Origin of the sequence: Synechococcus sp. SynAce01, from assembly GCF_001885215.1 — a bacterium.
Taxonomy (GTDB): domain Bacteria; phylum Cyanobacteriota; class Cyanobacteriia; order PCC-6307; family Cyanobiaceae; genus Regnicoccus; species Regnicoccus frigidus.
Genome location: NZ_CP018091.1, coordinates 1,033,265 through 1,056,798, shown reverse-complemented (window position 1 = coordinate 1,056,798; position 23,534 = coordinate 1,033,265). Strand labels below are relative to the sequence as shown.

28 protein-coding genes are annotated in these 23,534 nt (G+C 65.9%); 14 read left to right on the top strand and 14 right to left on the bottom strand.

Annotated elements, in window-relative coordinates; all coding sequences use genetic code 11:
- Positions 1 to 16 precede the first annotated feature (16 nt).
- Together BM449_RS05540 and BM449_RS05535 are read left to right on the top strand one after the other, a co-directional pair.
- Positions 17 to 634, top strand: a complete 618-nt coding sequence (locus BM449_RS05540) for a DUF296 domain-containing protein (RefSeq protein ID WP_071800412.1) — start codon at positions 17 to 19, stop codon at positions 632 to 634.
- Positions 631 to 1,275, top strand: coding sequence for a hypothetical protein (locus BM449_RS05535; RefSeq protein ID WP_071800410.1), 645 nt, complete (start codon positions 631 to 633; stop codon positions 1,273 to 1,275). Before BM449_RS05540 ends, BM449_RS05535 begins: the two co-directional genes overlap by 4 nt.
- Here the strand turns inward: BM449_RS05535 and BM449_RS05530 are convergent.
- Positions 1,196 to 1,618 carry a YccF domain-containing protein gene (locus BM449_RS05530; RefSeq protein WP_071800409.1) on the bottom strand — a complete coding sequence of 141 codons (423 nt, stop codon included), beginning with the start codon at positions 1,616 to 1,618 and terminating at the stop codon, positions 1,196 to 1,198. The two genes, BM449_RS05535 and BM449_RS05530, sit on opposite strands and share 80 nt — an antisense overlap.
- Positions 1,619 to 1,775: 157 nt before the next feature.
- Here BM449_RS05530 and BM449_RS05525 point away from each other — a divergent pair, with 157 nt between their 5' ends.
- The 5 genes from BM449_RS05525 to bchD all read left to right on the top strand — a co-directional run bounded on the left by BM449_RS05525 (position 1,776) and on the right by bchD (position 6,142).
- A complete protein-coding gene (locus BM449_RS05525) occupies positions 1,776 to 2,729 on the top strand; it encodes an orange carotenoid-binding protein (protein ID WP_071800408.1) in 954 nt (317 codons plus the stop codon).
- Positions 2,730 to 2,739: 10 nt separating this feature from the next.
- Complete coding sequence (locus BM449_RS14945; protein ID WP_162922847.1) at positions 2,740 to 3,072, top strand: hypothetical protein; 333 nt, start codon at positions 2,740 to 2,742, stop codon at positions 3,070 to 3,072.
- Positions 3,008 to 3,532, top strand: a complete 525-nt coding sequence (locus BM449_RS05520; protein ID WP_162922846.1) for a fatty acid desaturase — start codon at positions 3,008 to 3,010, stop codon at positions 3,530 to 3,532. The genes BM449_RS14945 and BM449_RS05520 overlap by 65 nt, the downstream gene beginning before the upstream one ends.
- 24 nt (positions 3,533 to 3,556) lie before the next feature.
- Positions 3,557 to 3,886 (top strand): hypothetical protein, encoded by a 330-nt coding sequence (locus BM449_RS05515; protein WP_071800407.1) that lies wholly within the window; start codon positions 3,557 to 3,559, stop codon positions 3,884 to 3,886.
- 72 nt (positions 3,887 to 3,958) lie between these two features.
- Positions 3,959 to 6,142 carry a magnesium chelatase ATPase subunit D gene (gene bchD, locus BM449_RS05510; protein ID WP_071800406.1) on the top strand — a complete coding sequence of 728 codons (2,184 nt, stop codon included), beginning with the start codon at positions 3,959 to 3,961 and terminating at the stop codon, positions 6,140 to 6,142.
- A 31-nt stretch (positions 6,143 to 6,173) separates the two neighbouring features.
- Here the strand turns inward: bchD and BM449_RS05505 are convergent, their stop codons facing one another.
- Together BM449_RS05505 and BM449_RS05500 are read right to left on the bottom strand one after the other, a co-directional pair.
- Complete coding sequence (locus BM449_RS05505; protein ID WP_071800405.1) at positions 6,174 to 7,151, bottom strand: MlaD family protein; 978 nt, start codon at positions 7,149 to 7,151, stop codon at positions 6,174 to 6,176.
- Between the two features lie 6 nt (positions 7,152 to 7,157).
- Positions 7,158 to 7,901: an ATP-binding cassette domain-containing protein gene (locus BM449_RS05500; RefSeq protein WP_071802006.1), complete on the bottom strand. Its 744-nt coding sequence runs from the start codon at positions 7,899 to 7,901 to the stop codon at positions 7,158 to 7,160.
- A 190-nt stretch (positions 7,902 to 8,091) separates the two neighbouring features.
- Here BM449_RS05500 and BM449_RS05495 point away from each other — a divergent pair, with 190 nt between their 5' ends.
- Positions 8,092 to 9,459, top strand: coding sequence for a gluconeogenesis factor YvcK family protein (locus BM449_RS05495; protein ID WP_071800404.1), 1,368 nt, complete (start codon positions 8,092 to 8,094; stop codon positions 9,457 to 9,459).
- 6 nt (positions 9,460 to 9,465) lie between these two features.
- Here the strand turns inward: BM449_RS05495 and BM449_RS05490 are convergent, their stop codons facing one another.
- The 3 genes from BM449_RS05490 to BM449_RS05480 are packed head-to-tail and all read right to left on the bottom strand — an operon-like array spanning position 9,466 to position 11,198.
- Complete coding sequence (locus BM449_RS05490; protein ID WP_071800403.1) at positions 9,466 to 10,041, bottom strand: NAD(P)H-quinone oxidoreductase subunit J; 576 nt, start codon at positions 10,039 to 10,041, stop codon at positions 9,466 to 9,468.
- Positions 10,034 to 10,822, bottom strand: coding sequence for an NADH dehydrogenase subunit K (locus BM449_RS05485; protein WP_071800402.1), 789 nt, complete (start codon positions 10,820 to 10,822; stop codon positions 10,034 to 10,036). The genes BM449_RS05490 and BM449_RS05485 overlap by 8 nt, the downstream gene beginning before the upstream one ends.
- A 13-nt stretch (positions 10,823 to 10,835) precedes the next feature.
- Complete coding sequence (locus BM449_RS05480; RefSeq protein ID WP_071800401.1) at positions 10,836 to 11,198, bottom strand: NAD(P)H-quinone oxidoreductase subunit 3; 363 nt, start codon at positions 11,196 to 11,198, stop codon at positions 10,836 to 10,838.
- Between the two features lie 125 nt (positions 11,199 to 11,323).
- Here BM449_RS05480 and BM449_RS05475 point away from each other — a divergent pair, with 125 nt between their 5' ends.
- The 6 genes from BM449_RS05475 (at position 11,324) to BM449_RS05450 (ending at position 13,610) form a co-directional block, all read left to right on the top strand.
- Complete coding sequence (locus BM449_RS05475; protein ID WP_071800400.1) at positions 11,324 to 11,770, top strand: rubredoxin; 447 nt, start codon at positions 11,324 to 11,326, stop codon at positions 11,768 to 11,770.
- Between the two features lie 5 nt (positions 11,771 to 11,775).
- The gene (locus BM449_RS05470; protein WP_071800399.1) at positions 11,776 to 12,771 is read left to right on the top strand and encodes a photosynthesis system II assembly factor Ycf48; all 996 of its coding nucleotides are present in this window, start codon (positions 11,776 to 11,778) and stop codon (positions 12,769 to 12,771) included.
- Positions 12,772 to 12,860: 89 nt separating this feature from the next.
- Positions 12,861 to 13,109 carry a cytochrome b559 subunit alpha gene (psbE, locus tag BM449_RS05465; RefSeq protein WP_071800398.1) on the top strand — a complete coding sequence of 83 codons (249 nt, stop codon included), beginning with the start codon at positions 12,861 to 12,863 and terminating at the stop codon, positions 13,107 to 13,109.
- Between the two features lie 4 nt (positions 13,110 to 13,113).
- The gene (gene psbF / locus BM449_RS05460; RefSeq protein ID WP_071800397.1) at positions 13,114 to 13,251 is read left to right on the top strand and encodes a cytochrome b559 subunit beta; all 138 of its coding nucleotides are present in this window, start codon (positions 13,114 to 13,116) and stop codon (positions 13,249 to 13,251) included.
- 10 nt (positions 13,252 to 13,261) lie between these two features.
- Positions 13,262 to 13,381: a photosystem II reaction center protein L gene (locus tag BM449_RS05455; protein ID WP_071800396.1), complete on the top strand. Its 120-nt coding sequence runs from the start codon at positions 13,262 to 13,264 to the stop codon at positions 13,379 to 13,381.
- Between the two features lie 28 nt (positions 13,382 to 13,409).
- Positions 13,410 to 13,610: a photosystem II reaction center protein J gene (locus BM449_RS05450; RefSeq protein WP_071800395.1), complete on the top strand. Its 201-nt coding sequence runs from the start codon at positions 13,410 to 13,412 to the stop codon at positions 13,608 to 13,610.
- On the opposite strand, the gene BM449_RS05445 is transcribed toward BM449_RS05450, so the two are convergent.
- From BM449_RS05445 to aspS, 8 genes are all read right to left on the bottom strand, one after another.
- Complete coding sequence (locus BM449_RS05445) at positions 13,586 to 14,608, bottom strand: NAD-dependent epimerase (protein ID WP_071800394.1); 1,023 nt, start codon at positions 14,606 to 14,608, stop codon at positions 13,586 to 13,588. The genes BM449_RS05450 and BM449_RS05445 overlap by 25 nt on opposite strands.
- Before the next feature lie 30 nt (positions 14,609 to 14,638).
- On the bottom strand, positions 14,639 to 16,081 hold the full coding sequence (locus tag BM449_RS05440; protein WP_071800393.1) for a nucleotide sugar dehydrogenase: 1,443 nt from the start codon (positions 16,079 to 16,081) through the stop codon (positions 14,639 to 14,641).
- On the bottom strand, positions 16,078 to 17,379 hold the full coding sequence (gene hisS, locus BM449_RS05435; protein ID WP_071802005.1) for a histidine--tRNA ligase: 1,302 nt from the start codon (positions 17,377 to 17,379) through the stop codon (positions 16,078 to 16,080). The genes BM449_RS05440 and hisS overlap by 4 nt, the downstream gene beginning before the upstream one ends.
- A gap of 72 nt (positions 17,380 to 17,451) precedes the next feature.
- Positions 17,452 to 18,396, bottom strand: coding sequence for a UDP-glucuronic acid decarboxylase family protein (locus BM449_RS05430; RefSeq protein WP_071800392.1), 945 nt, complete (start codon positions 18,394 to 18,396; stop codon positions 17,452 to 17,454).
- 85 nt (positions 18,397 to 18,481) lie between these two features.
- Positions 18,482 to 19,183 (bottom strand): 7-carboxy-7-deazaguanine synthase QueE, encoded by a 702-nt coding sequence (locus BM449_RS05425; RefSeq protein WP_233831133.1) that lies wholly within the window; start codon positions 19,181 to 19,183, stop codon positions 18,482 to 18,484.
- 13 nt (positions 19,184 to 19,196) lie between these two features.
- Entirely contained in the window at positions 19,197 to 20,915 is a 1,719-nt protein-coding gene (locus BM449_RS05420) for a CTP synthase (protein WP_083544410.1), read from the bottom strand.
- A 170-nt stretch (positions 20,916 to 21,085) separates the two neighbouring features.
- The gene (locus tag BM449_RS05415) at positions 21,086 to 21,610 is read right to left on the bottom strand and encodes a Dps family protein (RefSeq protein ID WP_071800391.1); all 525 of its coding nucleotides are present in this window, start codon (positions 21,608 to 21,610) and stop codon (positions 21,086 to 21,088) included.
- Positions 21,611 to 21,694: 84 nt separating this feature from the next.
- Positions 21,695 to 23,533 carry an aspartate--tRNA ligase gene (aspS, locus tag BM449_RS05410; protein ID WP_071800390.1) on the bottom strand — a complete coding sequence of 613 codons (1,839 nt, stop codon included), beginning with the start codon at positions 23,531 to 23,533 and terminating at the stop codon, positions 21,695 to 21,697.
- Between the last annotated feature and the right edge of the window lies 1 nt (position 23,534).

Here is a 23,534-nt window from a genome sequence, read left to right as displayed (position 1 = left end):
TGTCCCAGCCCTGCCGATGCGTTCTGTGCCCCTCCATCTCCTGCCCGGCAGCGACCTGCGCCTGGCGCTGGAGCAGCTGGCGCTGGAGCAGGGAGCCTCCGGCTTCGTGCTCGGTGTGGTGGGCAACCTGTCCCAGGCTGCCTTTCAGTGCCCCGGCAAAGCTGCTCCCACCGTGCTCCAGGGAGAGCTGGAAATCATCACCCTGCAGGGCACCGTGGCCCCGCAAGGCGTGCATTTGCACCTGAGCCTCTCCGATTCCGAGTGCCAGGTGTGGGGCGGCCACCTGGAGCCTGGCAGCCTGGTGCTCAAGGGCGCCGATCTGCTGGTGGGCCTGCTCGACGGTCCGCTGCCGACCCCGGCCATGGCCCAAGTCCCAGCCGAGCACCTGCCGGCGGTCCTTTCGTCAGGCTCAACCGCCGAGCCGCGGGTCACCATCGCCGTGCGCCCCGGCTGCCCCTTTTCCTGGCGCGCGCTTCGCCTGTTGCGCAGCCTCGACATCCCCCATCTGGTGATCGAGCCCGAGGGCGAGAGCCGCGTGCCCCAGGTGTTCATCGACGGTGCGTTGATCGGTGGCTATGACGCCCTCGCCGAGAGCAATAGCAAGGGAGAACTGGAGTCCCTGCGCCAACGATGAGTTCCAGTTCCCTGCAGCTCTCCACCCTGGCGGGCTGCGCCCTGACGATCGGTGGCTATCCCCGCTTCCGTTACAACGCCAGCGGCGGCGGGGGCCTCGGGCGGATCGGCGGCGATCCGCTAGGCGGCCAGCGCCAACCGGCGGCCCCAGTCGCTGGACTGGCGCTTGACTTTGAGCCCTCTGAGCTGACGATCCCGCCCCTCGATTGGCGCAGCACCCGTTTCCTGGGTCTGCCCCTGCCGCCGGGATTGCGCATCGCGATCGAGCCGGAGCGGTTGGCCGGCAGCCTGGATGGTGAAAGCGGCGCGGTGACGTTGCAGTTCAGGGCCCGCTTTCTGTTCTCGCTGGGCTCGCTCTATCGCGCTCCGGCCCTGCGGGTCGACACCGAGTTGACCAGTGGGGCGCTGGTCAGCCAACGGCACCGCAGCAGCGGCCAGCCCCTGGCGGGCGACGGCACGGCCCTGCTGGTGGGGGTGGCCACGATCGAGCCCTGCGGCGAGCCCTGGCTGGATCGCTTTTTGGGCTTGCCCGATGAGGCTCTGGCGGTGCTGCGCTGCCGCTTCAGAGCCCTCCCTGCGACCGCGTGCCACTCGGGACCACCTGCAGGCCGATCGGCGCCAGGGCAATCAGGGCCAGCTTGATGTGCTGGATTCCGAAGGGAATGCCGATGATCGTCACGAAGCAGGCCAGGGCGGAGGTGACATGGCCGATCGCCAGCCACCAGCCCGCCAGCAGAAACCAGATCACGTTGCCCACCAACCCCAGGGGGCCGGTGCCCAGGTCAGTGCGGCCGGTGAGTTCGCTTCGGCTGATCGCCTCGTAGCCGAATGGCCAGAACGAAAAATTGCCGATCACGAAACAGGCCCGCGCCCAGGGCAATCCCACAACCGTGATCGCGGCCACCAGACCAGCCAGCCACCAGCCCAGGCCCATCACGAAGCCCCCGAGCACGAACCAGATGGCGTTAAGCAGGAAACGAAGCATGGCTTGAACCTGGCATGGCTTGAAGCTGACATGGATCCAGTCGGTAGCAGGCCAGCCTTGTTGTCTTGATTACATTTTTCTGTTAAATCTTCATACCAAGTCGATCGCTTGTCGACTAGGCTTCGTAAGCTTCCTTAACAATTGGGTCTGACCGCATATGTTCACCCTCGAGAAGGCTTCCCAGATCTTCCCGGACACGCTCTCCGCGGACGCCGTACCTGCCATCACAGCTCGCTTCAGGCTGCTCAGCGCCGAAGACCAGCTGGCTCTGATCTGGTACGCCTACCTCGAGATGGGCACCACCATCACCGTCGCGGCCCCCGGCGCTGCCCGCATGCAGTTTGCGGAGGCCACGCTCAGCGCGATCAAGGCCATGGGCTTCACCGAGCAGAGCCAGCTGATGTGTGATCTCGCCAACAGGACCGATTTCCAGGTCGGTCGTACCTACGCCAGCTGGTCGGTCAACATCAAGCTCGGCTTCTGGTATCAACTCGGAGAGTGGATGGCCGCTGGCCTCGTGGCTCCGATTCCCAAGGGCTATCAGCTCTCCGCCAACGCGGCATCCGTGCTCAGCTCGTTGAGGGGCGTGGAGCAGGGCCAGCAGATCACCCTGTTGCGCAACTTCGTCGTTGACATGGGCTACGACCCCGCCAAGGGCGAAGGCCAGCGGGTCATGGAGCCGGTGGTGGCACCCACGCCGGAAGCCGATCGCAAAAAGGTCTTGATCAGCGGGCTGGATAGCCCCACGGTCACCACCTACATGGATCTGCTCAACGCCAACGACTTCGACAACCTGATCGAACTCTTCCTTCCCGACGGGGCCCTGCAGCCCCCCTTCCAGAAGCCGATCGTCGGTAGGGAGGCCGTGCTGCGCTTCTTCCGCGAAGATTGTCAGAACCTGCGGTTGCTGCCCGAATCGGGCTACTCCGAGCCCGCCGATGGCGAGTTCACCCAGATCAAGGTCACCGGCAAGGTCCAGACCCCCTGGTTCGGCGCCGGCGTGGGCATGAACGTGGCCTGGCGTTTCCTGCTCAATCCCGAGGGCAAGATCTACTTCGTGGCCATTGATCTGCTGGCCTCCCCAGCAGACCTGCTCAAGTACGCCCGTTGAGGTTGTCCAGTTGAGCCCCATCCCCGCCAACACGGGCCTGGGGCTCGCCGCCCTGATCCTGCTGGCCTGGACCACCAGCCTGGTGGTCTTGCTGCCAGCTGATCTGGGCTTACTTCCCCTGCCGCTGCTGGCCCTGGCGGTGCTGATCCGCACGCTGCTCCACACCGGCCTGTTCATCGTGGCCCACGACGCCATGCATGGCCTGCTGCTTCCAGGCCGGCCGCAGGCCAACCACCAGTTGGGGCAACTGGCCCTGGGGCTGTATGGCTGCCTGCCCTATGGCGCTTGCCGGGCCAACCACATCCGCCACCATCCGCCACCCCACGCGGGATCGGGCCGATGACCCCGATCACCGGCCCGATCCCGCGTGGGGTGGGCTGCGCTGGTATCTCCACTTCCTGGCGGGTTATCTCTCCGGCGCCCAGATGCTGCTGCTGCTGGGCTGGTGGGGGCTGTTGATCGGATCCGCCGCGGTGGCCCCCGGTCCGGGCAGTGTCCAGTCAGGACTGGTCCATGTGTTGTTGTTCTGCACCTTGCCCCTGCTGCTCAGTTCGCTGCAATTGTTTGTCTTTGGCACCTACCTGCCGCACCGTGACCGGCACGGCGCTGGCAATCGCCACCATGCCCGCAGCCTGGAGTTGCCGGAATGGTTGTCTTTGCTGGCCTGCTATCACTTCGGCTACCACTGGGAGCACCATGAGTTCCCAGCCATGGCCTGGTTTCAGCTGCCACGCCAGCGCGCGTTCGCTCTGCAGCGCCGGAATTCCTCCGCTCCACTCGCGGCCCCATCAGCTCCCCATTAGGGTCATTTATCGAAAGAGATTTTTATGGCGCTAGCGGTTGTGATCGGCTGGAGCGAGGCGGAACAGGCCATCGCTGAGCGGGCTTTCAACACGGCTTACGGCCGCGCGATCGCCACATTGATCAGCACCGTTCGCAGCCAGGCGGATTCAATCAGCTCGGCTGAGTCTCTCTGGCAGCTGCACGATTACCTGAGCACCCAGCGTCACGTGATTGAGGGGCGCTTCGACATGCGCCTCGACGGAATCCTGTTTGTTTTCGCCAACCTGTTGAAGGAAGACCTGATCCAGCTCGACGAACTCAGCGGCCTTGATGCCGAGAAGATCTCCAAGATCAAGGCGATGTCGCGCTTCTAGAAGGCAGCCCTGCACCTGGGCCTGGGAAGCGATCCGCCAGACTGAGTTCACTCTTTTCCGCCCTCCGCCCCCATGGTTGTCAGCGGAACAACAGCCTCTGCAGCCGCGGCCGCCAACGCCGCTGCGCGCGCCTTTCCGCTGGCGGCGATCACCGGCCACGGCACCTTGAAGTTGGCGCTGCTGCTGGCAGCGGTGGATCCCGGCCTGGGCGGCGTTGTGATTGCTGGTGGCCGCGGCACCGGTAAGTCGGTGTTGGCCCGTGGCCTGCATGCCCTGCTGCCGCCGATCGACGTGCTCGATCTGGGCGAAGCCTGCCGTCGCCTCAATGTGGATCCGCTGCGTCCCGACGACTGGGATGGGCCGGTGTGCGCCCGCATCACCGAACTGGGGGGGGACCCCAGCGGCGCCGATCCCACCGCCCTGTTGCCCACGGCGGTGATCCCGGCTCCGTTCATCCAGGTGCCCCTGGGCGTCACCGAAGACCGGCTGGTGGGCTCAGTCGATGTGACCGCCTCCCTGGCCGCCGGCGCCGCGGTGTTCCAGCCCGGCCTGCTGGCTGAAGCCCATCGCGGCGTCCTCTACGTCGATGAGCTCAACTTGCTCGACGACGGCATCACCAACCTGCTGCTGGCGGCGGTGGGCAGTGGCGAGAACCGGATCGAGCGCGAAGGCCTCAGCCTCTCCCACCCCTGCCGCACCCTGCTGATCGCCACCTACAACCCCGAAGAGGGGGCGGTGCGCGATCACCTGCTCGATCGCTTCGCCATTGTTCTCTCCGCCAACCAGTTGCTGGCGATGGATCAGCGGGTGGCGATCACCAGCGCCGCCCTCGACCACGGCAGCTCCAGCGAAGCCTTCCGCGCCCGCTGGCAGGAGGAAACCGATGCCCTGGCCACCCAGCTGCTGCTGGCCCGCCAGTGGCTCCCCGATGTGGTGATTGCCCGCGAGCAGATCGTCTATCTGGTGAAGGAGGCCCTGCGCGGCGGCGTGGAAGGCCACCGCTCCGAGCTCTACGCCGTGCGGGTGGCGCGGGCCCATGCGGCCCTGTGCGGCCGCGACCGCGTAGATGCCGACGACCTGCAGGTGGCGGTGCGGCTGGTGATCGCGCCGCGCGCCCTGCAGCTGCCGCCGCCCGATCCAGAGCAACCGCTGGAGCCCCCGCCGCCGCCCCAGGCCGAGCAGCCGCCAGAGCAGCCGCCCGAACCCCCGCAGCAGCCCCCAGAAAACGGCTCCGAAGATAACTCAGAAAACAGCCCTGACGACAATCCCGAGGACACCTCCGAGCCCGACAACCCGGACAACCCGGACGACACCGACGACGACAACCAGGACGACAATCCCGACGACCAGGCGCCGCCCCAGGTGCCTGAGGAGTTTCTGCTCGATCCTGAGGCGATCGCCATCGACCCCGATCTGCTGCTGTTCGCTGCGGCTAAATCGCGAGGCGGCGGCAGTGGCAAGCGCTCGGTGGTGCTCTCCGACTCGCGCGGCCGCTACGTCAAGCCGATGCTCCCCCGCGGCCCTGTGCGCCGCATCGCTGTGGATGCCACGCTGCGGGCCGCCGCCCCCCACCAGAAGGCCCGCCGCGCCCGCGAACCCCATCGCACCGTGATCGTTGAGGAGGGTGATCTGCGCGCCAAGCAGCTGCAGCGCAAGGCCGGCTCCCTGGTGATCTTCCTGGTGGACGCCAGCGGTTCGATGGCCCTCAACCGCATGCAGAGCGCCAAGGGGGCCGTGATCCGCCTGCTCACCGAGGCCTACGAAAACCGAGACGAAGTCGCCCTGATCCCCTTCCGCGGCGAGCAGGCCGAGGTGCTGCTCCCCCCCACGCGCTCGATCACCGCCGCCCGTCGCCGCCTCGAGCAGATGCCCTGTGGCGGCGGCTCACCCCTGGCCCACGGCCTCACCCAGGCAGCCCGGGTCGGCGCCAATGCCCTTGCCAGCGGTGACATGGGCCAAGTGGTGGTGGTGGCGATCACCGATGGCCGCGGCAACGTGCCCCTCGCGCGATCCCTGGGCCAGCCGCCCCTGGAAGGCGAGGAGCCAGTGGACCTCAAAGAAGAGGTGATCCGGGTGGCCGGCCGCTACCGGGCCCTGGGGATCAAGCTGCTGGTGATCGACACCGAGCGCAAGTTCATCGGCAGCGGCATGGGCAAGGACCTGGCTGAAGCAGCCGGCGGCAAGTACGTGCAGCTGCCCAAAGCCAGCGACCAGGCGATCGCCGCCATCGCCCTCGACGCTCTCAATGGCACCTGAAGCCGGGCCGGGCTGAAGCCGGGCCCGGCCGTTAGGGAGCAACCTGGCGCTGTGGCGGCTTGCTTTGTTTGTCCTGGCCCTGCTGGTCCTGCCGGGCCTTGTCGCGGGCCAGTCCCGTCTGGGCGGGGTAGATCTCGTCGAACAGCTGGCCCAGTCCGATCGCCACGCTGCGCACCCCATCCATGAACTCGGGGTCGCTGGTGAGCTTGCTGACGTCGCCACCGACGGCATCGACCCGGGCGGTGAGCCGCTGGGCGTTGCTCACTGTGGTCTTGATCTCGGCCAGGGTCTTGGGGTCATCGAGGCTGGCGGTGAGGTTGCGGACATGCCGACCGGCAGCGGCGGCATCGGCACTGGCCGCATTGAGGTTGGCCAGGATCGGATCGGCTTTACCGACCGCCGCATTCAGCTCCCTGACCAGTCGCTGGGCTTCCTTGAGGAAGAGGTTGGCTTCCTTGGAGGTGGCGTCAAAACTGCGGGTGGTGCTGGCCACCTGGGGCAGGATCTGTTCGCGATCGGCCTGGGAGAGCAGTTGCTGCATCAATTCGGTGACGCTGTTCAAGCTGGCGGCCTCCACACCCTGGAGTTCGCCACCGGCGCAGACCATCAGGTCCTTGTCACAGTCATTGGCACCGGGCAGGGGAGCGTTCTTGGGCAGCGGATTGCCCCTGCTGATCAGGGCCACCTGGGCATCGCCTCCCAGCAGCGAACCGGTCTCGACCTGGGCCACGGTCGGCCTGGCCAACTGCAGATTGGGATCACTGATCTCCAGTTCCGCCAGCACGGCCTGCGAGGTGGTTTCGATGCTTTTGACGCTGCCCACCTGGACGCCGCGGTAAAAAACCGGCGAGCGATCGGCCAGGCCTGCGGCATCGGCGAAGGTCGCCTTGATGATCCAGTTGTTCTGACTGAGTGAAATCCCCCGCAACCAGAACCACAGGCCTAAGCCACCGGCAATGGCTCCAAGCAGCGAGAACCCAACCAAGGCCTCACGGACGCTACGACGCATGACGCTTCATAGTTCCGTCGGTTGCATCGGGCCCTGCAGGCTACCGCTTCTGAACTGGGCCACATAGGGATTGGCCGTTTGCTCGAACTCCTCAATGCCCCCGCACCACTGCAGGTGGCCGTCGTAGAGCATCGCCACCCGCTGGGCGGAGCGCAGGATCGTGCTCATCACGTGGCTGACGACCACCGAGCAGCCCCCCGCCATGCGGCTGGTGGTGACGATCAGATCCTCGATGCGGGTGCAGGCCACCGGATCGAGGCCGGCGGTCGGTTCATCGAAGAGCAGCAGGGGGTGCTGGCCAGACGACTGGCTGGGATCGTCGATCAGGGCCCGAGCGAAGCTCACCCGTTTCTGCATGCCGCCGCTGAGCTCTCCGGGTAGCTGGTCTTCGATGCCGAGCAGACCCACGGCCTCCAGGGCCTTCTGAACCCTGGCGCGAATCTCGCGTTCCGGCAGCCGGCTGTGGCGATAGAGCAGAAAGCCGACGTTCTGCCCCACCGTGAGCGAACCGAGCAGGGCCGGGTTCTGGAACACCAGGCGCACATCGGGCGGCCGGGGCTGGTCGATGCGCAGGTAGCGCTGGGCGATTCCGTTGATCCGCAGCTCACCCTCGCTGGGCAGCAGCAGGCCAGCGAGGATTCGTAGCACGGTTGATTTACCGGTTCCTGAAGGCCCCACCACCGCCAGCCGCTCCCCTTCTTGAAGCGTCAGGCTGAGGCCATCGAGCACCGAGTTGCTGCCCCAGCGCATGCTGATGTTGCCAAGTTCCAGTACCGGCTGGCCTGCGCATGGCAGGGAAGGGGTCAAACTTGCTTTCAAGTTGTTCATCCGTACAGTTCATGGACTCCGTGCTGTGGCGTGACGCCCTGTCGGTTTGAACCCCCAGCGCCCCCACCTCCCCCGACGCCTGCATGGCCGGCGGCTGCGCCGTCCCGGTTGGATGGGACGTGGCGACCAGCGTCAACAGGATCTGGTGAGCCGCTCACGCCGCGCCGTGCGCTGGCTGCAGCCTGGTCTGGTGGTGAAGCGCTGGATGCTCACCTCCGGCCTGGGGCTGCTCCTGGCCCTGCTGGGAGCCGCCATCCTCGCCGATCTCAAGCCGATCTACTGGTCGCTGGAATCACTCAATTGGGTTCTCACCCAGCTCACCGAGGTGTTGCCGCGGGGTGTCACCGGTCCGCTGGTGCTGGTGGCCGGAGCCGGGCTGGTGATCTGGGGACAAAGCCGCAGCTTTGATTCGATCCAGCAGGCACTGGCTCCAGAAAAGGGCACCGTGCTGGTGGATGCCCTGTTGGCCCAGCGTCGCCTCAACCGCGGCCCCAATGTGGTCGCGATCGGTGGCGGCACCGGCCTGGCCACCCTGCTCAGTGGCCTCAAGCGCTACAGCAGCAACATCACAGCGATTGTGACGGTGGCCGATGACGGCGGCAGCAGCGGCGTGCTCAGGCGGGAGCTGGGGGTGCAGCCACCCGGCGACATCCGCAACTGCCTGGCGGCCCTGGCCCGGGAAGAGCCCCTGCTCACCCGCCTGTTTCAGTACCGCTTCAAGGCCGGTAGCGGCCTCGAGGGCCACAGCTTCGGCAATCTCTTCCTCACAGCTCTCACCGCGATCACCGGCAGCCTCGAATCGGCGATCACCGCCAGCAGCCGGGTGCTGGCGGTGCAGGGCCAGGTGGTGCCAGCCACCACGGCCGATGTGCGGCTCTGGGCCGAACTCGAGAACGGCGACCGGCTTGAAGGTGAATCGTCGATCGGTCAGGCCACCAGCCCGATCGTGCGGCTGGGCTGCACCCCCGAGCGGCCGCCAGCCCTGCCCCGGGCGATTGAAGCCATCGCCAACGCTGAGCTGATTGTGCTGGGTCCCGGCAGCCTCTACACCTCGCTGTTGCCCAATCTGTTGGTGCCGGAACTGGTCCAGGCGATCAGACGCAGCCGGGCTCCCCGCCTCTACATCTGCAACCTGATGACCCAGCCCGGGGAAACCGATCGGCTTGATGTGGAGGGCCATCTGCGGGCCATCGAAGCCCAGCTGGCCAGCCTCGGCGTCCAGGAACGGCTATTCACCGCCGTACTCGCCCAGGAATCCCTGCGCAACAACCGGCTGATCCACCACTACCGCGCCCGCGGCGCTGACCCGGTCATCTGTGATGCCACCAAGTTGCGCGGCCAGGGCTACGAGGTGATGCAGGCCCCGCTGCAGGGGAACCAGGCCGACGCCAGCCTCCGCCACGATCCACGCAACCTCGCCCTGGCAGTGATGCGCTTCTTCCGCAAGCACAAGAGCGGCAAAAGCTCAGAAGTGGCCTGAAGCTGTTCAGTAAGCGTCCTGAAGTTCGTAGAAATCGGGCTGAACGTAATCCTTGCGCAGGGGGTAACCCTTCCAGTCTTCGGGCATCAGCAGGCGCTTGGGATGGGGATGGCCCTCGAACTGAATGCCGTACATGTCGAAGGTTTCCCGCTCCTGCCAATCGGCGCCACGGAAGAGCCCGTAGAGGCTGGGCACCGTGAGCGCGCCATCCCGCGGCAGGAACACCTTCAGGCGCACTTCTTCGGGTTTGCTGCCCGGGGCCGGCGAAGCAACGGCAGCTGCGCTCAGCTTGACCAGGTGATAAAAGCTGACCAGCTGGCCACCGGGGCCTTCGTCGTAGCCGCCCTGGCACTGGAGATAGTCAAAGCCGAAGGCCTTGAGCGCGGCGGCCACCATCGGCAGAAACACCGGCTCAATGCCGATCAGCTCCACGCCGATGTGATCGGGGCCGAGAGAGCGGTGTTCAAAGCCCTGGGAGTTGAGCCACTGACTGATCGGGCCGGCAGCCGGGATCGCCAGTTCGGCGCCCTCCTGGGGTTGCGAGGATGGCGTGGCTGGAGCGTTGTCGGAAGACTCAGGCATCGTTGGAGGCGCTGCTGGCGGGAACAGGCTCGGAGCTGGGGACTGAATCGGCTGCTGCCATCGGCAGGCCGTCGGCCGCGGCGAGGGCGGCCTTCTGGGTTTCGGCCTTGAGATAGGCCCCGGTCACGATCGGTGCAACCGGCTTGAGCTGGTGCTCAATGGTGAGGTAACGGTGGCTGGGCAGCAGGTTGGCCCGCTCGGCTAAGGCCTCATTGCCCACCTTCTTGCGCAGCTTGATGACGGCATCAAAAATCGCTTCCGGCCTGGGCGGACAGCCGGGAATATAGAGATCCACCGGAATAAGCTTGTCCACCCCGCGAACGGCGGTGGTGGAATCGGCGCTGAACATGCCGCCGGTGATCGTGCAGGCCCCCATGGCGATCACATATTTGGGCTCAGGCATCTGCTCGTAGAGCCGGACCAGAGCCGGGGCCATCTTCATGGTCACCGTGCCAGCGGTGATCAGCAGATCGGCCTGCCTTGGGCTGGAGCGGGGCACCAGGCCGAAGCGGTCGAAATCGAAGCGGGAACCGAGCAGGGCTGCAAATTCGATGAAGCAGCAGGCCGTGCCGTAAAGCAGGGGCCAGAGGCTGCTCAGCCGAGCCCAGTTGTGCAGATCGTCGAGGCTGGTCAGGATCACGTTCTCGGAGAGATCCGAAGTCACGGTGGGCGCCCCGACCGGGTTGCAGCTCGCGGCCCGCAGATCGCGCAGCGCGTCGATCGACGGGGCACCGAGCCCGGGGGCGGCCAGTGGATTGGTGGTGGAGGGAGTGATGGTCATGGTGGTGATCCGGTTAGCTCCATTCGAGGGCGCCTTTGCGCCAGGCATAAGCCAGGGCCACCACCAAGATGGAGATGAAGATCAAGGCTTCGATGAAGGCCAGCAGGCCGAGCTGGTTGAAGGCCACGGCCCAGGGATAGAGGAACACCGTCTCCACGTCGAAGATCACAAAGACCAGGGCGAACATGTAATAACGAATGTTGAACTGAATCCAGGCCCCCCCGATCGGCTCCATGCCCGATTCGTAGGTAAGCCGCCGTTCCCCATTGCGCGAGGTCGGCGCCAACAGCTTGTTGGTGACGAGAGCCAACATCGGCACTGCCGCTGAAATCAGCAGAAAACCGAGAAAGGCGTCATAGCCCGGGAGTACGAACATCAGCCGACCAAACCTGGGCGGAAGTCTGGCACCCATCCCTTGAAAGCGGCGGTTTCCGGCGACACTCGGCTCTAGGCCTGGAGGGGCCTCGATAGAGTTGAGCTTCAGCCCGGGGGTCCATCACGATGGTCAGTGGTCAGGACGACGACCAGAACGCCCTTCCGGCCGAAGCCAACCCGGATGTCGCGACTGAGGCAAGCAGCCAGGCGACCACACCAGCTGCTGGTCTGAGGCCGAACCCCAGTGAGAGCACCGATCCGGACACCCACCGTTTCGAATGCCTCAGCTGTGGTTTCGTCTACGACCCTGGCGAGGGCATCCGCAAGCTGAACATCGCCGCCGGCGTGCCTTTCAGTGCCCTCGATCCGATTGCATTCCGTTGCCCGGTCTGCCGCAGCCGGGTGGGGGCCTTCCGGGACATCGGCCCCCGCAATCAGGCCAGCGGTTTTGAGGAGAACCTCAATTTCGGTCTGGGGGTCAACAAGCTCACCCCAGGCCAGAAGAACGTGCTGATCTTCGGGGGGCTTGCCCTGGGTTTCGCCTTTTTCCTGTCCCTCTATTCCCTCCGCTGAGACCCGTGAACCGACTGCTTTCTTCCCTGCTGGGTGTGGTGCTGGCCCTGGGCCTCAGCTTCGGCCTGAGTGGATGTGTCACCACCGGCCTGGCCGTCACGCCCACCAGCCCCTGGCAGCCGGTGGCACTCGATACCAAGGCCAGCCCGCTCGATCTGGCCTTCACCGACGACCGGCATGGCTTCCTGGTGGGCAGCAACCGGCTGATCCTGGAAACCGAGGATGGCGGCGCCAGCTGGCAGGAGCGTTCGCTCGACCTGCCCGAGGGCGACAACTACCGCCTGCTCAGCGTTGACTTCAAGGGCCAGGAGGGCTGGATCGCCGGACAGCCCGGCCTGCTGCTGCGCACCGGCGACGGCGGCCAGAACTGGGAGCGCCTGCTGCTTGATACCAAACTTCCCGGTGAGCCCTATCTCGTGACCGCCCTGGGGGCCAAGCAGGCCGAACTGGCGACCAGCGTCGGCGCGATCTACCGAACGGACGACGGCGGAGCCAGCTGGCAGGCCGATGTCAGTGATGCGGCCGGAGCGGTCCGTGACCTGCGCCGTTCCCCGGACGGGCGTTACGTCAGTGTGTCGAGCCTTGGCAACTTCTTCGCCACCTGGGATCCGGGCCAAGCGACCTGGCAACCCCATCAGCGGGTCAGCAGCCAGCGGGTGCAGAGCATGGGTTTTGAACCGGACGGTCGCCTCTGGATGGTCACCCGTGGCGCCCAGCTGCGCTTCAACGGCGATGCGGCCGATCCGGAGGACTGGAGCAAACCGCTGATCCCGATCACCAATGGCTACGGCTATCTCGACATGGCCTGGGATCCCAGCGGCGCGATCTGGGCCGGTGGCGGCAGCGGCACCCTGCTGGTCAGTCGCGACCGGGGAGCCAGCTGGCAGCGGGATCCAGTGGGGGCCAAGCAGCCCACCAACTTCAACCGAATCGCCTTCACAGGCAACGGCAAAGGCTTTGTTCTCGGAGAGCGGGGCAACATGCTGCGCTGGGTCGGCTGATCGGCGACCCTGTGTAACCAACCAGCGGCTTCGGGCGCCTCGGCAGCGAGTCGCCCCTTAGGATTTGCTCAGCTGATTCGCCCGCTGCCATGGCTGCCGGCTCCACCGGGGAACGCCCCTTTTTCGAGATCATCACGAGCATCCGTTACTGGGTGATCCATGCGGTCACCCTGCCGGCCATTTTCTTGGCAGGTTTCCTGTTCGTGTCCACGGGCCTGGCCTATGACGCTTTCGGAACCCCCCGCCCTGATGCCTATTTCCAGGCTCAGGAAGCGAAGGCTCCGGTCGTGAGCCAGCGCTACGAAGGCAAAGACCAGCTTGATCTGCGCTTGAAGTAATCCGATGAGTCAATCCCCAACCGCCACGACGCCGCGCAACTATCCGATCTTCACGGTGCGCTGGCTTTCCGTTCACGCCCTGGGTGTCCCCACGGTGTTTTTCCTGGGTGCCCTTGCGGCCATGCAGTTCGTCCGTCGCTGAAATCAGAACCATGGAGCGCAATCCGAATCCGAACAATTTGCCGGTTGAGCTGAACCGCACCAGCCTTTATCTCGGCCTGCTGCTGGTCTTCGTGATCGGTGTGCTGTTCACCAGCTACTTCTTCAACTGAGACCTCAACCTGACTTCGCAATTTCGCCATGAGTGGTAAGAAATCAGCCCTGCCTGATGGCCGCATCCCCGACCGTCTTCCCGACGGTCGCCCCGCTGTTGCTTGGCGCAGCCGCTGGACCGAGGGTGTGCTGCCCCTCTGGTTGGTGGCCACCGCTGGCGGTATCGCGGTGATCTTCGTGGTTGGTCTGTTCTTCTACGGCTCCTATGTGGCCGTGGGTTCCGCCTGAGCCCAGTTCAGGTACCAGCTGGCGAAGCGCTCCACACCCACCTCCAAGGGTGTGTGGGGCGCGAATCCAACCCATTGCTGCAGTGCTGTGGTGTCAGCCGCCGTTGCCACCACATCACCGGGTTGCATCGGCTCCCATTGTGGAATGGCTTTCACCCCCAAGGCCTGCTCCAGCAGGGCGATGAAGCTGAGCAGCGGCACTGGCTGGCTGTTGCCGATGTTGAACAGCCGGTGGGGCACCTGGGCCGTGGCTGGATTCGGCTGAAGCGGATCGAATCCTTCCTCAGCCGTGGCAGGCTTGTCGAGGCAGCGCAACACGCCTTCAACGATGTCATCGATGTAGGTGAAATCCCGCTCCATCCGCCCCTGGTTGAACACCCGGATCGGTTCTCCTGACAGGATGGCCTTGGCGAAGAGCATCGGCGCCATGTCCGGTCGGCCCCAGGGGCCGTAGACGGTGAAAAAGCGCAGGCCCGTGGCCGGCAGCCCGTAGAGGTGGCTGTAGGTGTGAGCCATCAGCTCATTGGCTTTTTTCGTGGCCGCATACAGGCTGACTGGGTGGTTGACGGCCTGCTGCTCTGAGAATGGCAGGCAGCGGTTGCCTCCATAGACCGAACTGCTGGACGCGTACACCAGGTGCTCAATGCCGTGGTGGCGGCAGCCCTCCAGGATCGAGAGAAAGCCCACCACATTGCTGTTCACATAGGCCAGCGGGTTTTCAATTGAGTAGCGAACGCCCGCCTGGGCGGCCAGATGGATCACCCGCTTCAATCCCTCCGAGCGAAACAGTTCGGAGATGGCGGCGGTGTCTTCCAGGGCCAGCCGCTGGAAGTGAAAGTTGCTGTGCCGCTCGAGTCGCTGCAGCCGTTGCTGCTTCAGGGCGGGGGAGTAGTAGCTGTTCAGGTTGTCGAGGCCGATCACCCGATCGCCCCGGGCCAGAAGCCTCTCGGCCACCGCGGCGCCGATGAAGCCCGCCGCCCCCGTGACCAGAATGCTCATCGCGGCTGTGCCCTCAAGCCAGCCAAGCTATCAATCACCCTCACCCACCCTCCAGACCTGGAGCCCAGCCGAGCGAGCCGCCGCTGCATCGGTGATGGCGCGGGCATCGAACAGCCAGGCCGGCCGCCGCATCAGCGCCGCGATCGCCGGCCAGTCGAGCTGGGCGAAGGCGCCCCATTCGGTGAGCACCACCACCGCATCAGCACCACGGACAGCCGCCAGCACGTTGGCGCTGCTCTCCCAGCTCCCCTCGCCACTCAGCCCCTGGCCCAGCCCGTCGCCACCTGAGCAATCCGGGGAGCTGAGGTCGGCGCTGATCTGGCTGCTGCTCACCTTGGGGTCGTGGATGGCCAGGTGGGCGCCTTCTTCGAGCAGGTCCTGGCAGATGCGAATGGCGGGCGCTGCGCGGGTGTCGTTGGTGTCGGCCTTGAAGGCAAAGCCCAGTACGGCGATCCGCTTGCCGCTGACCGTGCCGAACAGCCGGCTGACCACCAGCCGGGCGATCCGTTGCTGTTGCCAGTTGTTGAGCTCAACCACCTGCTGCCAGTAACGGGCCACCTCCTCCAGCCGGTAATGACGGCAGAGATAAACCAGGTTGAGAATGTCCTTCTGGAAGCAGCTGCCGCCAAAGCCTGGCCCTGCCGCCAGGAAGCGCTTGCCGATCCGGGAGTCACTGCCGATCGCCCGTCCCACCTCGCGCACATCGGCTCCGGTGGCTTCACAGAGGGCGGCGATTGAATTGATCGAGGAGATCCGCTGGGCGAGAAAGGCATTGGCGGTGAGCTTGGAGAGTTCACTGCTCCAGAGGTTGGTGCGCAGGATCCGCTCCGGTGCCACCCAGTTGCCATAGACCTCCGCTAGGGCCTCGATTGCGGCCGTTTCATCGCCACCGATCAGCACCCGATCGGGGTTCTTGAGATCCTCGATCGCGGTCCCTTCGGCCAGGAATTCCGGATTGGAGAGCACGGCGAAAGTTTTGGCACCGCCAGCGGCGGTGGTGCCGCTGTGCTCCTGGTAGGCGCCCAGGATGGCCTTGACGGTTTCGGCCGTGCGCACCGGCAGGGTGCTCTTCTCCACCACGATCGTGTGTCCCTGGGCTTGGGCAGCCACCTGGCGGGCTGAGGCTTCGATCCAGCGCAGGTCGGAGGCCTCACCAGCGCCGATGCCCCTGGTTTTCGTGGGGGTGTTCACCGACAGGAAGACCATGTCGGCGGCGGCGATGGCCTGGTCCACCTCCGTGCTGAAGTGCAGGTTGCGGCCGCGGCAGCGCTCCACCAGCTCGGCGAGGCCCGGTTCATACACCGGCAGGGCTGCGGTATCGGCACCATTCCAGGCGGCGATGCGGGCCGCGTTGAGATCCACCACCGTGACCTGAATGCCCGGGCAGCGATCGGCAATCACCGCCATCGTCGGCCCGCCCACGTAGCCGGCCCCGATGCAACAGATGGTCCGGACGGTGAGCGGTGCCGTCATGCCGTTGGCGAGGAGAAAGGCTGCGGGCCAGCATCGCAGAACCTCGCGACCAACTCCCCGATCGCCAGCTCAGGGGGGAGGCGCTGTTCAGTGGACAGGCGCAGATCCTTGAGGATCACCACCCCCTGCTCGATTTCCCCTTCCCCGATCAGCAGCGCCCAGCTGGCTCCGCTGCGATCGGCCCGTTTGAGTTGCTTGGCGAAGGCCGCAGCGGTGAGATCCAGCTCCACCCGGCAGCCCGCCTGGCGCAGGGTCCTGGCCAGAGCAAGGGCCTGCAGCTCGGCCGCTTCGCCCCTGCTGATCACATACACCTGCGCCGCGGCCAGTGGATGCATGGCCGGGGCCACGGCTGCCTGGAGCAGCAACACCAGCCGCTCCAGGCCGATGGCCCAGCCGATCGCCGCTGTGGGGCTGCCACCGAGCTGCTCGATCAGGCCGTCGTAACGGCCACCGCCGCAGACCGTGGCCTGGGCGCCGAGCTCGCTGCTGGTGATCTCAAAGGCGGTGTGGGTGTAGTAATCCAGCCCCCGCACCAGCCTGGGATTGAGCTGATAGGGGATCTCCAGCCGGTCGAGGGCCTGGCGCACCCGCTCAAAGCGCTGCTGGCTGCTGGCGCTGAGACAATCGCCGAGCAGGGGTGCGGCGGCGAGCAGGGCCTGGGTCTCGGGATTTTTGCTGTCGAGGATCCGCAGCGGGTTGGTGCTGATCCGCCCCTGGGCTTCGGGGTCGAGCTGGTCGCGGCGGGCTTCGAGCCATTCCACCAGCACGCTGCGGTAGTGGCTGCGATCGCAGGCATCGCCGAGGGAGTTGATCTCCAGGGCCAGATTCCCGATTCCCAGGGCTGTCAGCAGGTCCCAGGCGATCGCGATCGCTTCGGCGTCGCTGCGGGGATCGGCGAAACCCAGCAGTTCGACACCGAGCTGGTGGAACTGGCGCTGGCGACCCGCCTGGGGGCGCTCGTAGCGAAACATCGGGCCGGTGTACCAAAGGCGCTGGGGCCCCTTGTTGAGCAGTCCGTGCTGCAGCGCTGCGCGCACCACCGAGGCCGTTCCTTCAGGCCGCAGCGTGCAGTGGCGCTGGCCCCGGTCTTCGAAGCTGTACATCTCCTTGCCCACCACATCGGTGCTGGTGCCGATGCCGCGGGCGAACAGCTCGGTGGCCTCCAGCAGGGGGGTGCGGATCTCGGCGAGGCCAGCCCGATGGAACTGGCTGCGGGCCGCGGCCTCAACCTGCTGCCAGATCGCCGTCTGCTCCGGCAGCAGGTCGACCATGCCCCGAAGGCTCTGCAGCTTGTCCACGCCGGCACCCAGCACTGCCGCCCAGTTTGGGGGATCAACCGGCGCCAGCCGGAGCTGGCTCAGGGGCCGGCCTCAGGCCGCGAGGCGGCAGCGGAAATCGGCGATCGTGCGCTCAAGGCCCGCGCGCAGGGGAATGGTCGGCTCCCAGCCCAGCTCCTGCTGGGCCAGGGTGATCACCGGCTGGCGCTGGAGAGGGTCGTCCTGGGGCAAGGGCAGCAGGGTGAAGTCCAGCGACGGATCGATCCGCTCGCGCACCAGTTCCGCCAGCTGGCGAATCGTGAACTCGCCTGGATTGCCGATGTTGATCGGACCGGAGTGCTCCCCGTTCATCAAGCGGATCAGCCCTTCGACGAGATCATCGACGAAGCAGAAGCTGCGGGTCTGGCTGCCTTCGCCGTAGAGGGTAAGAGGTTCGCCCCGCAGCGCCTGGACGATGAAGTTGCTCACCACCCGCCCGTCGTCGGCCAGCATGCGTGGCCCGTAGGTGTTGAAGATCCGGGCGATGCGGATCTCCGTGCCGTGCATCCGCTGGTAGTCGAAGCAGAGGGTTTCGGCGACCCGCTTACCCTCGTCGTAGCAGGCGCGGATGCCGTGGGTATTGACGCTGCCGCGATAGCTCTCCGGCTGGGGATGCACCTCCGGATCGCCATACACTTCGCTGGTGCTGGCCATCAACAGGCGGGCCCCGACCCGACGGGCCAGGCCCAGCATGTTGTAGGTGCCGAGAAAGCTGGTTTTGGCCGTCTTGATCGGATTGTGCTGGTAGTGCACCGGCGAGGCCGGACAGGCCAGATGCCAGATCCGATCCACCTCCAACGAAATCGGCTCAGTCACGTCGTGACGAACCAGCTCGAAGTTGGGGTGGCCGATCCAGCGGGCGATGTTGGCCTTGCGGCCGGTGAAGTAGTTGTCGAGGCAGATCACGTCTTCGCCGGCTTCCATCAGCCGATCAACCAGATGGGATCCCACAAAGCCGGCGCCACCGGTGACGAGATTCCGCTTCTGGGAGGCCGTCACGCTGAATCTTGAGCAGTGGTCGGCACTGTAATTGGCACCGTAATTGGAACCGTATGAGCCTTTGAATCCACGGCTGCCTGGCCGCTCAGCGCACCCCCAGCCACTTATGGGTCTGCAGGCTGAGCCGCCAACTGGGGTGTTGACGCACGAAGTCGACCGCCAGCGCCTGGCCCTTCGCGCTGTCCCAGCCGGGTTGGAGCAGCAGCACCGGTAGGCTGCCGGCCGCAGGTTCCCCGTTGTTGCTCCGGGCCTGAAGCGCCGCAGCGGCCATCTGCTCGGCGAAACCCAGATCGGAGGGCTCATGCACCACCACCTTGAGTTCGTGGCAACGGCCCAGCGCTTCGGCCGTGGGTGGGCGATGGGGCTTGGGTGAGAGGGTGATCCAGGCGAACTGGCCCGTGAAGGGATCCACGCCGCTTGTTTCGAGGTGGAGCGGCAGGGGCTGGAAGCTGGAGGGAGTGGCGCCGCCTTGGCTGAGACCGGCCAAGGCCTGGCAGAGGCCATCAAGGTTGTGATGCAGCGGTTCTCCGCCGGTGATCACTACGAATCCAGCGCCCGCCTCCACCGCCCGCGCCGCCCGCTCGGAGAGTTCCGAGGGGCTCTGCAGTGGGTGGCTGGCCTGCGGCCAGGAGTGCTTGGTGTCGCACCAGGGGCAGCCCACCGCGCAACCGCCCAGCCGGATGAAAAAGGCGCTGCGGCCGGCATGGGCCCCTTCCCCCTGCAGGGAATGGAAGGTTTCCACCACGGGCAGAAGCCCGGGGGTCTCAACCATCGCTACGGCGGCCATGGCAGTCGGCCCCTCAGCTGGAGACCGCGATCTCGCTCAGCGGCTGGTTGGTCCTTTCGCTGACAGGACTTTCGCTGGCGTTGCTCTCGCTGGCCGTGCTCGCAGGAGAAACGCCGAACTCGGAGCCGTTGGCGGGCAGGCGGCGCTGGGCGGCTTCGATCAGACCCCGGAACAGTGGGTGGGGGCGGCCGGGCCTGGAGAGGAATTCCGGATGGAACTGGCAGGCTGTGAAGAACGGATGCCCGTCGAGTTCGATCAGTTCGACCAAGCGGCCATCCGGCGAGCTGCCGCTGATCCGATAGCCCGAGTCGAGGAAGAGCTGGCGGTAGGCGTTATTGAATTCGTAGCGATGGCGATGCCGCTCGTAGACCACTTCCTCGCCATAGAGGCGGGAGGCCAGGCTGCCCGGGGACAGGCGACAGGGGTAGACGCCCAGGCGCATGGTGCCGCCCAGGTCGACCACGTCCTGCTGCTCAGGCAGCAGGTGGATAACTGGATCAGGGGAGTCGGCATCGAGCTCGGCGCTGCTGGCGCCACTGAGACCAGCCTCGTGGCGGGCCCAGGCGATCACGGCGCACTGCATCCCCAGGCAGAGCCCCAGGAACGGAACCTGCTGCTCGCGCGCCCAGCGGATCGCCTGGATCTTGCCGTCCACGCCCCGGTGCCCGAAGCCGCCCGGCACCACCACCGCGTCCATGCCGTGGAGCAGGGCTTCTGCCCCTTCGATTTCGAGCTGCTCGGCGCAGATCCAGTGCAGGTCGAGGGAGGCATCCCGATCGATGCAGGCGTGACGCAGGGCCGCGACCACCGAGAGGTAGGCGTCGTTGAGCTGGACGTACTTGCCCACCAACGCCACCTTCACCGCCGGGCCTGGGTTGCGCAGCTTGCGCACCAGATCCTCCCAGCCGGCCATGTCGCTGTCGCGGTCTTCGAGGTCGAGCACATGGAGCACCTCCCGACACAGGCCTTCTTTCTCGAGGGCGATCGGGACGGCGTAGATGCTGTCGGCATCACGGGCGGGGATCACGGCCGTGGCCGGAACGCCGCAGAAGCCGCCGATCTTGGCCTTGAGCTCTTCGCTGATCGGCCGGTCACAGCGCGACACCAGCAGATCGGGTTGGATGCCGATCGAGCGCAGTTCCTTCACCGAGTGCTGGGTGGGCTTGGTCTTGATCTCACCGGAGGTGCCGATGTAAGGCAGCAGGGTGACGTGCACATAGGCCAGATCGCGGCGGCCCACATCGCCACGGAATTCACGGATTGCTTCCAGGAATGGCAGCGATTCGATGTCGCCCACCGTGCCGCCGATCTCGGTGATCACCACGTCAACCCCACTGTCGGCGGCCACCCGGTGGATGCGCTCGCGGATCTCGCGGGTGATGTGGGGGATCACCTGGACCGTGCCGCCGTTGTAATCACCGCGGCGTTCCTTGTTGATCACCGCCTGGTAGATCGAGCCGGTGGTCACGCTGTTGAGGCGTGACATGGCGGTGTCGGTGAAGCGCTCGTAGTGGCCCAGGTCGAGGTCGGTCTCCGCGCCGTCCTGGGTGACGAACACCTCACCGTGCTGGTAGGGGCTCATGGTGCCCGGATCCACGTTGAGGTACGGATCGAGCTTGAGGATCGAAACGCTGTAGCCGCGCGATTTCAGCAACCGTCCCAGGCTCGCCGCCACGATGCCCTTGCCGATGCTCGACACCACCCCGCCGGTCACGAACACAAACTTGGTCATGAACCCCCAGGGCGATCGCCAACTTTAACGACCTCCAACCCAAAGGCTCCTTCAACTCAAGGGCTCCCTTCCCCTCCCCTGCTGCCCCACCCAGCCGAATCACCTGGGCCTGGCGTAGGCCCGTGTTGCCCGCGCAGCGGGCGTAACGACCGAAGCCAGGCCCAGGTGATTCAAGCCTCGAGCAGGCTGCGCAGCATCCAGGCGGTTTTTTCGTGGATCTGCAGCCGCTGGGTGAGCAGGTCGGCGGTGGGTTCATCGCTGGCGGCCTCCACCGAGGCGAAGACGCTGCGGGCCGTACGAGCCACGGCTTCGTGGCCGAGCACCAGCTCCCGCACCATCTCCATGGCGTTGAGCTCCCCTTCGGTCTCACTGATCGAGGAGAGGGCGGCGAAGTGGGAGCCGCCGAACGGGGCAGGACAACCCAGGGCCCGGATGCGCTCGGCGATCTCATCGAGCGCCGTCCAGATCTCGGTGTACTGCTCCATGAACATCAGATGCAGGCTGTTGAACATCGGACCGGTGACGTTCCAGTGGAAGCCATGGGTCTTGCCGTAGAGCACGTAGCTGTCAGCCAGGAGGCGGCTGAGCCCTGCGGCGATCTGTTCGCGCTCCTCGCTGGACATGCCGATGTCGATCGGTGGGGCGCTGGCCTGGCTGGAAGTGCTGGCCTGGCTGGAAGTGGCAGTGGCAGTCATGGTGTTGTTCTGGGTTGCGTTGTTATGAGGCCATTTTAGTTGGCCTACAGGACTGAAATCCCTGATATTCCTGGAGTTCTGGGGTCAATCGGCGTCGCTCCAGGTGCTGGCCACGTGCAGATCCCTGAGTTGCTGGGCGGCCACATCGGCTGGGGCCTGGGTGAGCAGGCAGCGGGCCTGCTGGGTTTTTGGGAAGGCGATCGTGTCGCGGATCGACTCCTCACCGGCCAGCAGCATCACCATCCGATCGAGGCCGAAGGCGATGCCGCCGTGGGGCGGGGCACCCAGATCAAGGGCCTCCAGCAGGAAGCCGAACTGGCGTTCCGCTTCTTCCTGGGGCAGGCCGATCGTCTGCAGCACCTGGCGCTGCAGGGCCGAATCATGGATGCGCAGGGAGCCGCCGCCCAGCTCCAGGCCGTTGAGCACCAGGTCGTAGGCCTGGGCTCGGGCGCTTGGCAAGGCCGCAGCCCAGCTGGCCGGATCACTGCCGAGGTCAGCGGGGTTGGGGGCGCAAAAGGGATGGTGCAGGGCCTCCAGCCGGTTCTCCTCGCTGTTGAAGCCGAACATCGGGAAGTCGACCACCCAGAGGAAGTTCCAGGCCTCGTTGCTGGCCTCGGCTGGAACCAGGCCCAACTCCCGGGCCAGGTACTGACGCACCCGGTCAAGGGCCTTGTTCACCGTGGCGGTGTCGCCGGCGCCGAACAGCAGCAGGGTGCCGGGCGTGGCGCCGCTGCGCTCCAGCAGCTCGGCCATCTGCGCCTTGGTGAAGCCATCTTTGATCGCTCCGATCGTGTTGATCCCGACCAGGTTGCCGCCGACATCAAAGGAGGTTTCAGGGTCCACCCCCTCAATGACGCGGATGAAAGCCAGGCCAGCCGCTCCCGCCGCCTGGGCTTCGCTGAACACATCCCCGCCGGGTTTGATGCGCACGTTGCTGAGTGCCTCATTGCCGCCGGGGATGGCGATGCACTTCACGGCCCCACCGGCCGCCACGGCGCCGGAGAACACCTTGAAGCCGGAGTGCGTGGCAATGTCGCTCACATCCACCAGCTCCAGGCCGTAGCGGGTGTCGGGGCGGTCGGTGCCGTAGCGATCCATCGCCTCCTGCCAGGTGAGGCGGGGGAAGGGCAGCGGCAGCTCGATTCCCTTCGCTGTCTTCCAGATCGCGGCGATCAGGCGTTCGTTGAGGTCAAGGATCTCCTCCTGCTCCAGAAAGCTCACCTCGATGTCGAGCTGGGTGAACTCCGGCTGGCGATCGGCGCGCAGGTCTTCGTCGCGGAAGCAGCGCGCCACCTGGTAGTAGCGCTCCAGTCCGCCCACCATCAGCAGCTGCTTGAACAGTTGGGGTGACTGGGGCAGGGCGAACCACTCGCCGCCGCAGACCCGGCTGGGTACCAGGTAATCGCGGGCGCCCTCGGGGGTGGAGCGGGTGAGGATCGGAGTTTCCACCTCGATGAAGCCTTCGCCTTCCAGGAAGGTCCGGGCGGCCCGGATCGTGCTGTGCCGCAGCCGCAGGTTGCGGGCCATGCGCTCGCGGCGCAGGTCGAGATAGCGATGGCGCAGCCGCAGTTCCTCGCGCACGTTGCCGTCGTCGTGAACGGAGACGGCGAAGGGCAGCGTTTTTTTGATGGCATTGAGAACGGTGAGTTGGCTGGCGATCACCTCCACCGCACCGGTGGCCAGCCGTTCGTTGAGCGACTCTTCTGGCCGAAGCTGCACCCGTCCCACCACCTGCAGCACCGTTTCATTGCGCAGGTTGCCGGCGAGCTCGGGATCCACCGTGATCTGGATGGTGCCACTGCGATCACGCAGATCCAGAAAGATCAGGCCGCCATGGTCGCGGCGCCGGTCCACCCAGCCGCAGAGCTGAACGGTCTGATCGACGGCATCACGACGCAGATCGCCGCATCCGTGACTGCGCATC

What these genes read in the sequence shown, in the direction of transcription:
- aspS (WP_071800390.1), bottom strand. Translation starts at nt 23,533, where the DNA reads ATGCGCAGTCACGGATGCGGCGATCTGCGTCGTGATGCCGTCGATCAG.
- BM449_RS05475 (WP_071800400.1), top strand. Translation starts at nt 11,324, where the DNA reads ATGGTCAGTGGTCAGGACGACGACCAGAACGCCCTTCCGGCCGAAGCC.
- BM449_RS05530 (WP_071800409.1), bottom strand. Translation starts at nt 1,618, where the DNA reads ATGCTTCGTTTCCTGCTTAACGCCATCTGGTTCGTGCTCGGGGGCTTC.
- BM449_RS05480 (WP_071800401.1), bottom strand. Translation starts at nt 11,198, where the DNA reads ATGTTCGTACTCCCGGGCTATGACGCCTTTCTCGGTTTTCTGCTGATT.
- BM449_RS05455 (WP_071800396.1), top strand. Translation starts at nt 13,262, where the DNA reads ATGGAGCGCAATCCGAATCCGAACAATTTGCCGGTTGAGCTGAACCGC.
- BM449_RS05515 (WP_071800407.1), top strand. Translation starts at nt 3,557, where the DNA reads ATGGCGCTAGCGGTTGTGATCGGCTGGAGCGAGGCGGAACAGGCCATC.
- BM449_RS05490 (WP_071800403.1), bottom strand. Translation starts at nt 10,041, where the DNA reads ATGCCTGAGTCTTCCGACAACGCTCCAGCCACGCCATCCTCGCAACCC.
- BM449_RS05420 (WP_083544410.1), bottom strand. Translation starts at nt 20,915, where the DNA reads ATGACCAAGTTTGTGTTCGTGACCGGCGGGGTGGTGTCGAGCATCGGC.
- BM449_RS05415 (WP_071800391.1), bottom strand. Translation starts at nt 21,610, where the DNA reads ATGACTGCCACTGCCACTTCCAGCCAGGCCAGCACTTCCAGCCAGGCC.
- BM449_RS05440 (WP_071800393.1), bottom strand. Translation starts at nt 16,081, where the DNA reads ATGACGGCACCGCTCACCGTCCGGACCATCTGTTGCATCGGGGCCGGC.
- bchD (WP_071800406.1), top strand. Translation starts at nt 3,959, where the DNA reads ATGGTTGTCAGCGGAACAACAGCCTCTGCAGCCGCGGCCGCCAACGCC.
- BM449_RS05525 (WP_071800408.1), top strand. Translation starts at nt 1,776, where the DNA reads ATGTTCACCCTCGAGAAGGCTTCCCAGATCTTCCCGGACACGCTCTCC.
- BM449_RS05500 (WP_071802006.1), bottom strand. Translation starts at nt 7,901, where the DNA reads ATGCGCTGGGGCAGCAACTCGGTGCTCGATGGCCTCAGCCTGACGCTT.
- psbF (WP_071800397.1), top strand. Translation starts at nt 13,114, where the DNA reads ATGAGTCAATCCCCAACCGCCACGACGCCGCGCAACTATCCGATCTTC.
- BM449_RS05540 (WP_071800412.1), top strand. Translation starts at nt 17, where the DNA reads ATGCGTTCTGTGCCCCTCCATCTCCTGCCCGGCAGCGACCTGCGCCTG.
- BM449_RS05485 (WP_071800402.1), bottom strand. Translation starts at nt 10,822, where the DNA reads ATGACCATCACTCCCTCCACCACCAATCCACTGGCCGCCCCCGGGCTC.
- BM449_RS05495 (WP_071800404.1), top strand. Translation starts at nt 8,092, where the DNA reads ATGGGACGTGGCGACCAGCGTCAACAGGATCTGGTGAGCCGCTCACGC.
- BM449_RS05520 (WP_162922846.1), top strand. Translation starts at nt 3,008, where the DNA reads ATGGCGCTTGCCGGGCCAACCACATCCGCCACCATCCGCCACCCCACG.
- psbE (WP_071800398.1), top strand. Translation starts at nt 12,861, where the DNA reads ATGGCTGCCGGCTCCACCGGGGAACGCCCCTTTTTCGAGATCATCACG.
- BM449_RS05505 (WP_071800405.1), bottom strand. Translation starts at nt 7,151, where the DNA reads ATGCGTCGTAGCGTCCGTGAGGCCTTGGTTGGGTTCTCGCTGCTTGGA.
- BM449_RS05535 (WP_071800410.1), top strand. Translation starts at nt 631, where the DNA reads ATGAGTTCCAGTTCCCTGCAGCTCTCCACCCTGGCGGGCTGCGCCCTG.
- BM449_RS05425 (WP_233831133.1), bottom strand. Translation starts at nt 19,183, where the DNA reads ATGGCCGCCGTAGCGATGGTTGAGACCCCCGGGCTTCTGCCCGTGGTG.
- BM449_RS05450 (WP_071800395.1), top strand. Translation starts at nt 13,410, where the DNA reads ATGAGTGGTAAGAAATCAGCCCTGCCTGATGGCCGCATCCCCGACCGT.
- BM449_RS05445 (WP_071800394.1), bottom strand. Translation starts at nt 14,608, where the DNA reads ATGAGCATTCTGGTCACGGGGGCGGCGGGCTTCATCGGCGCCGCGGTG.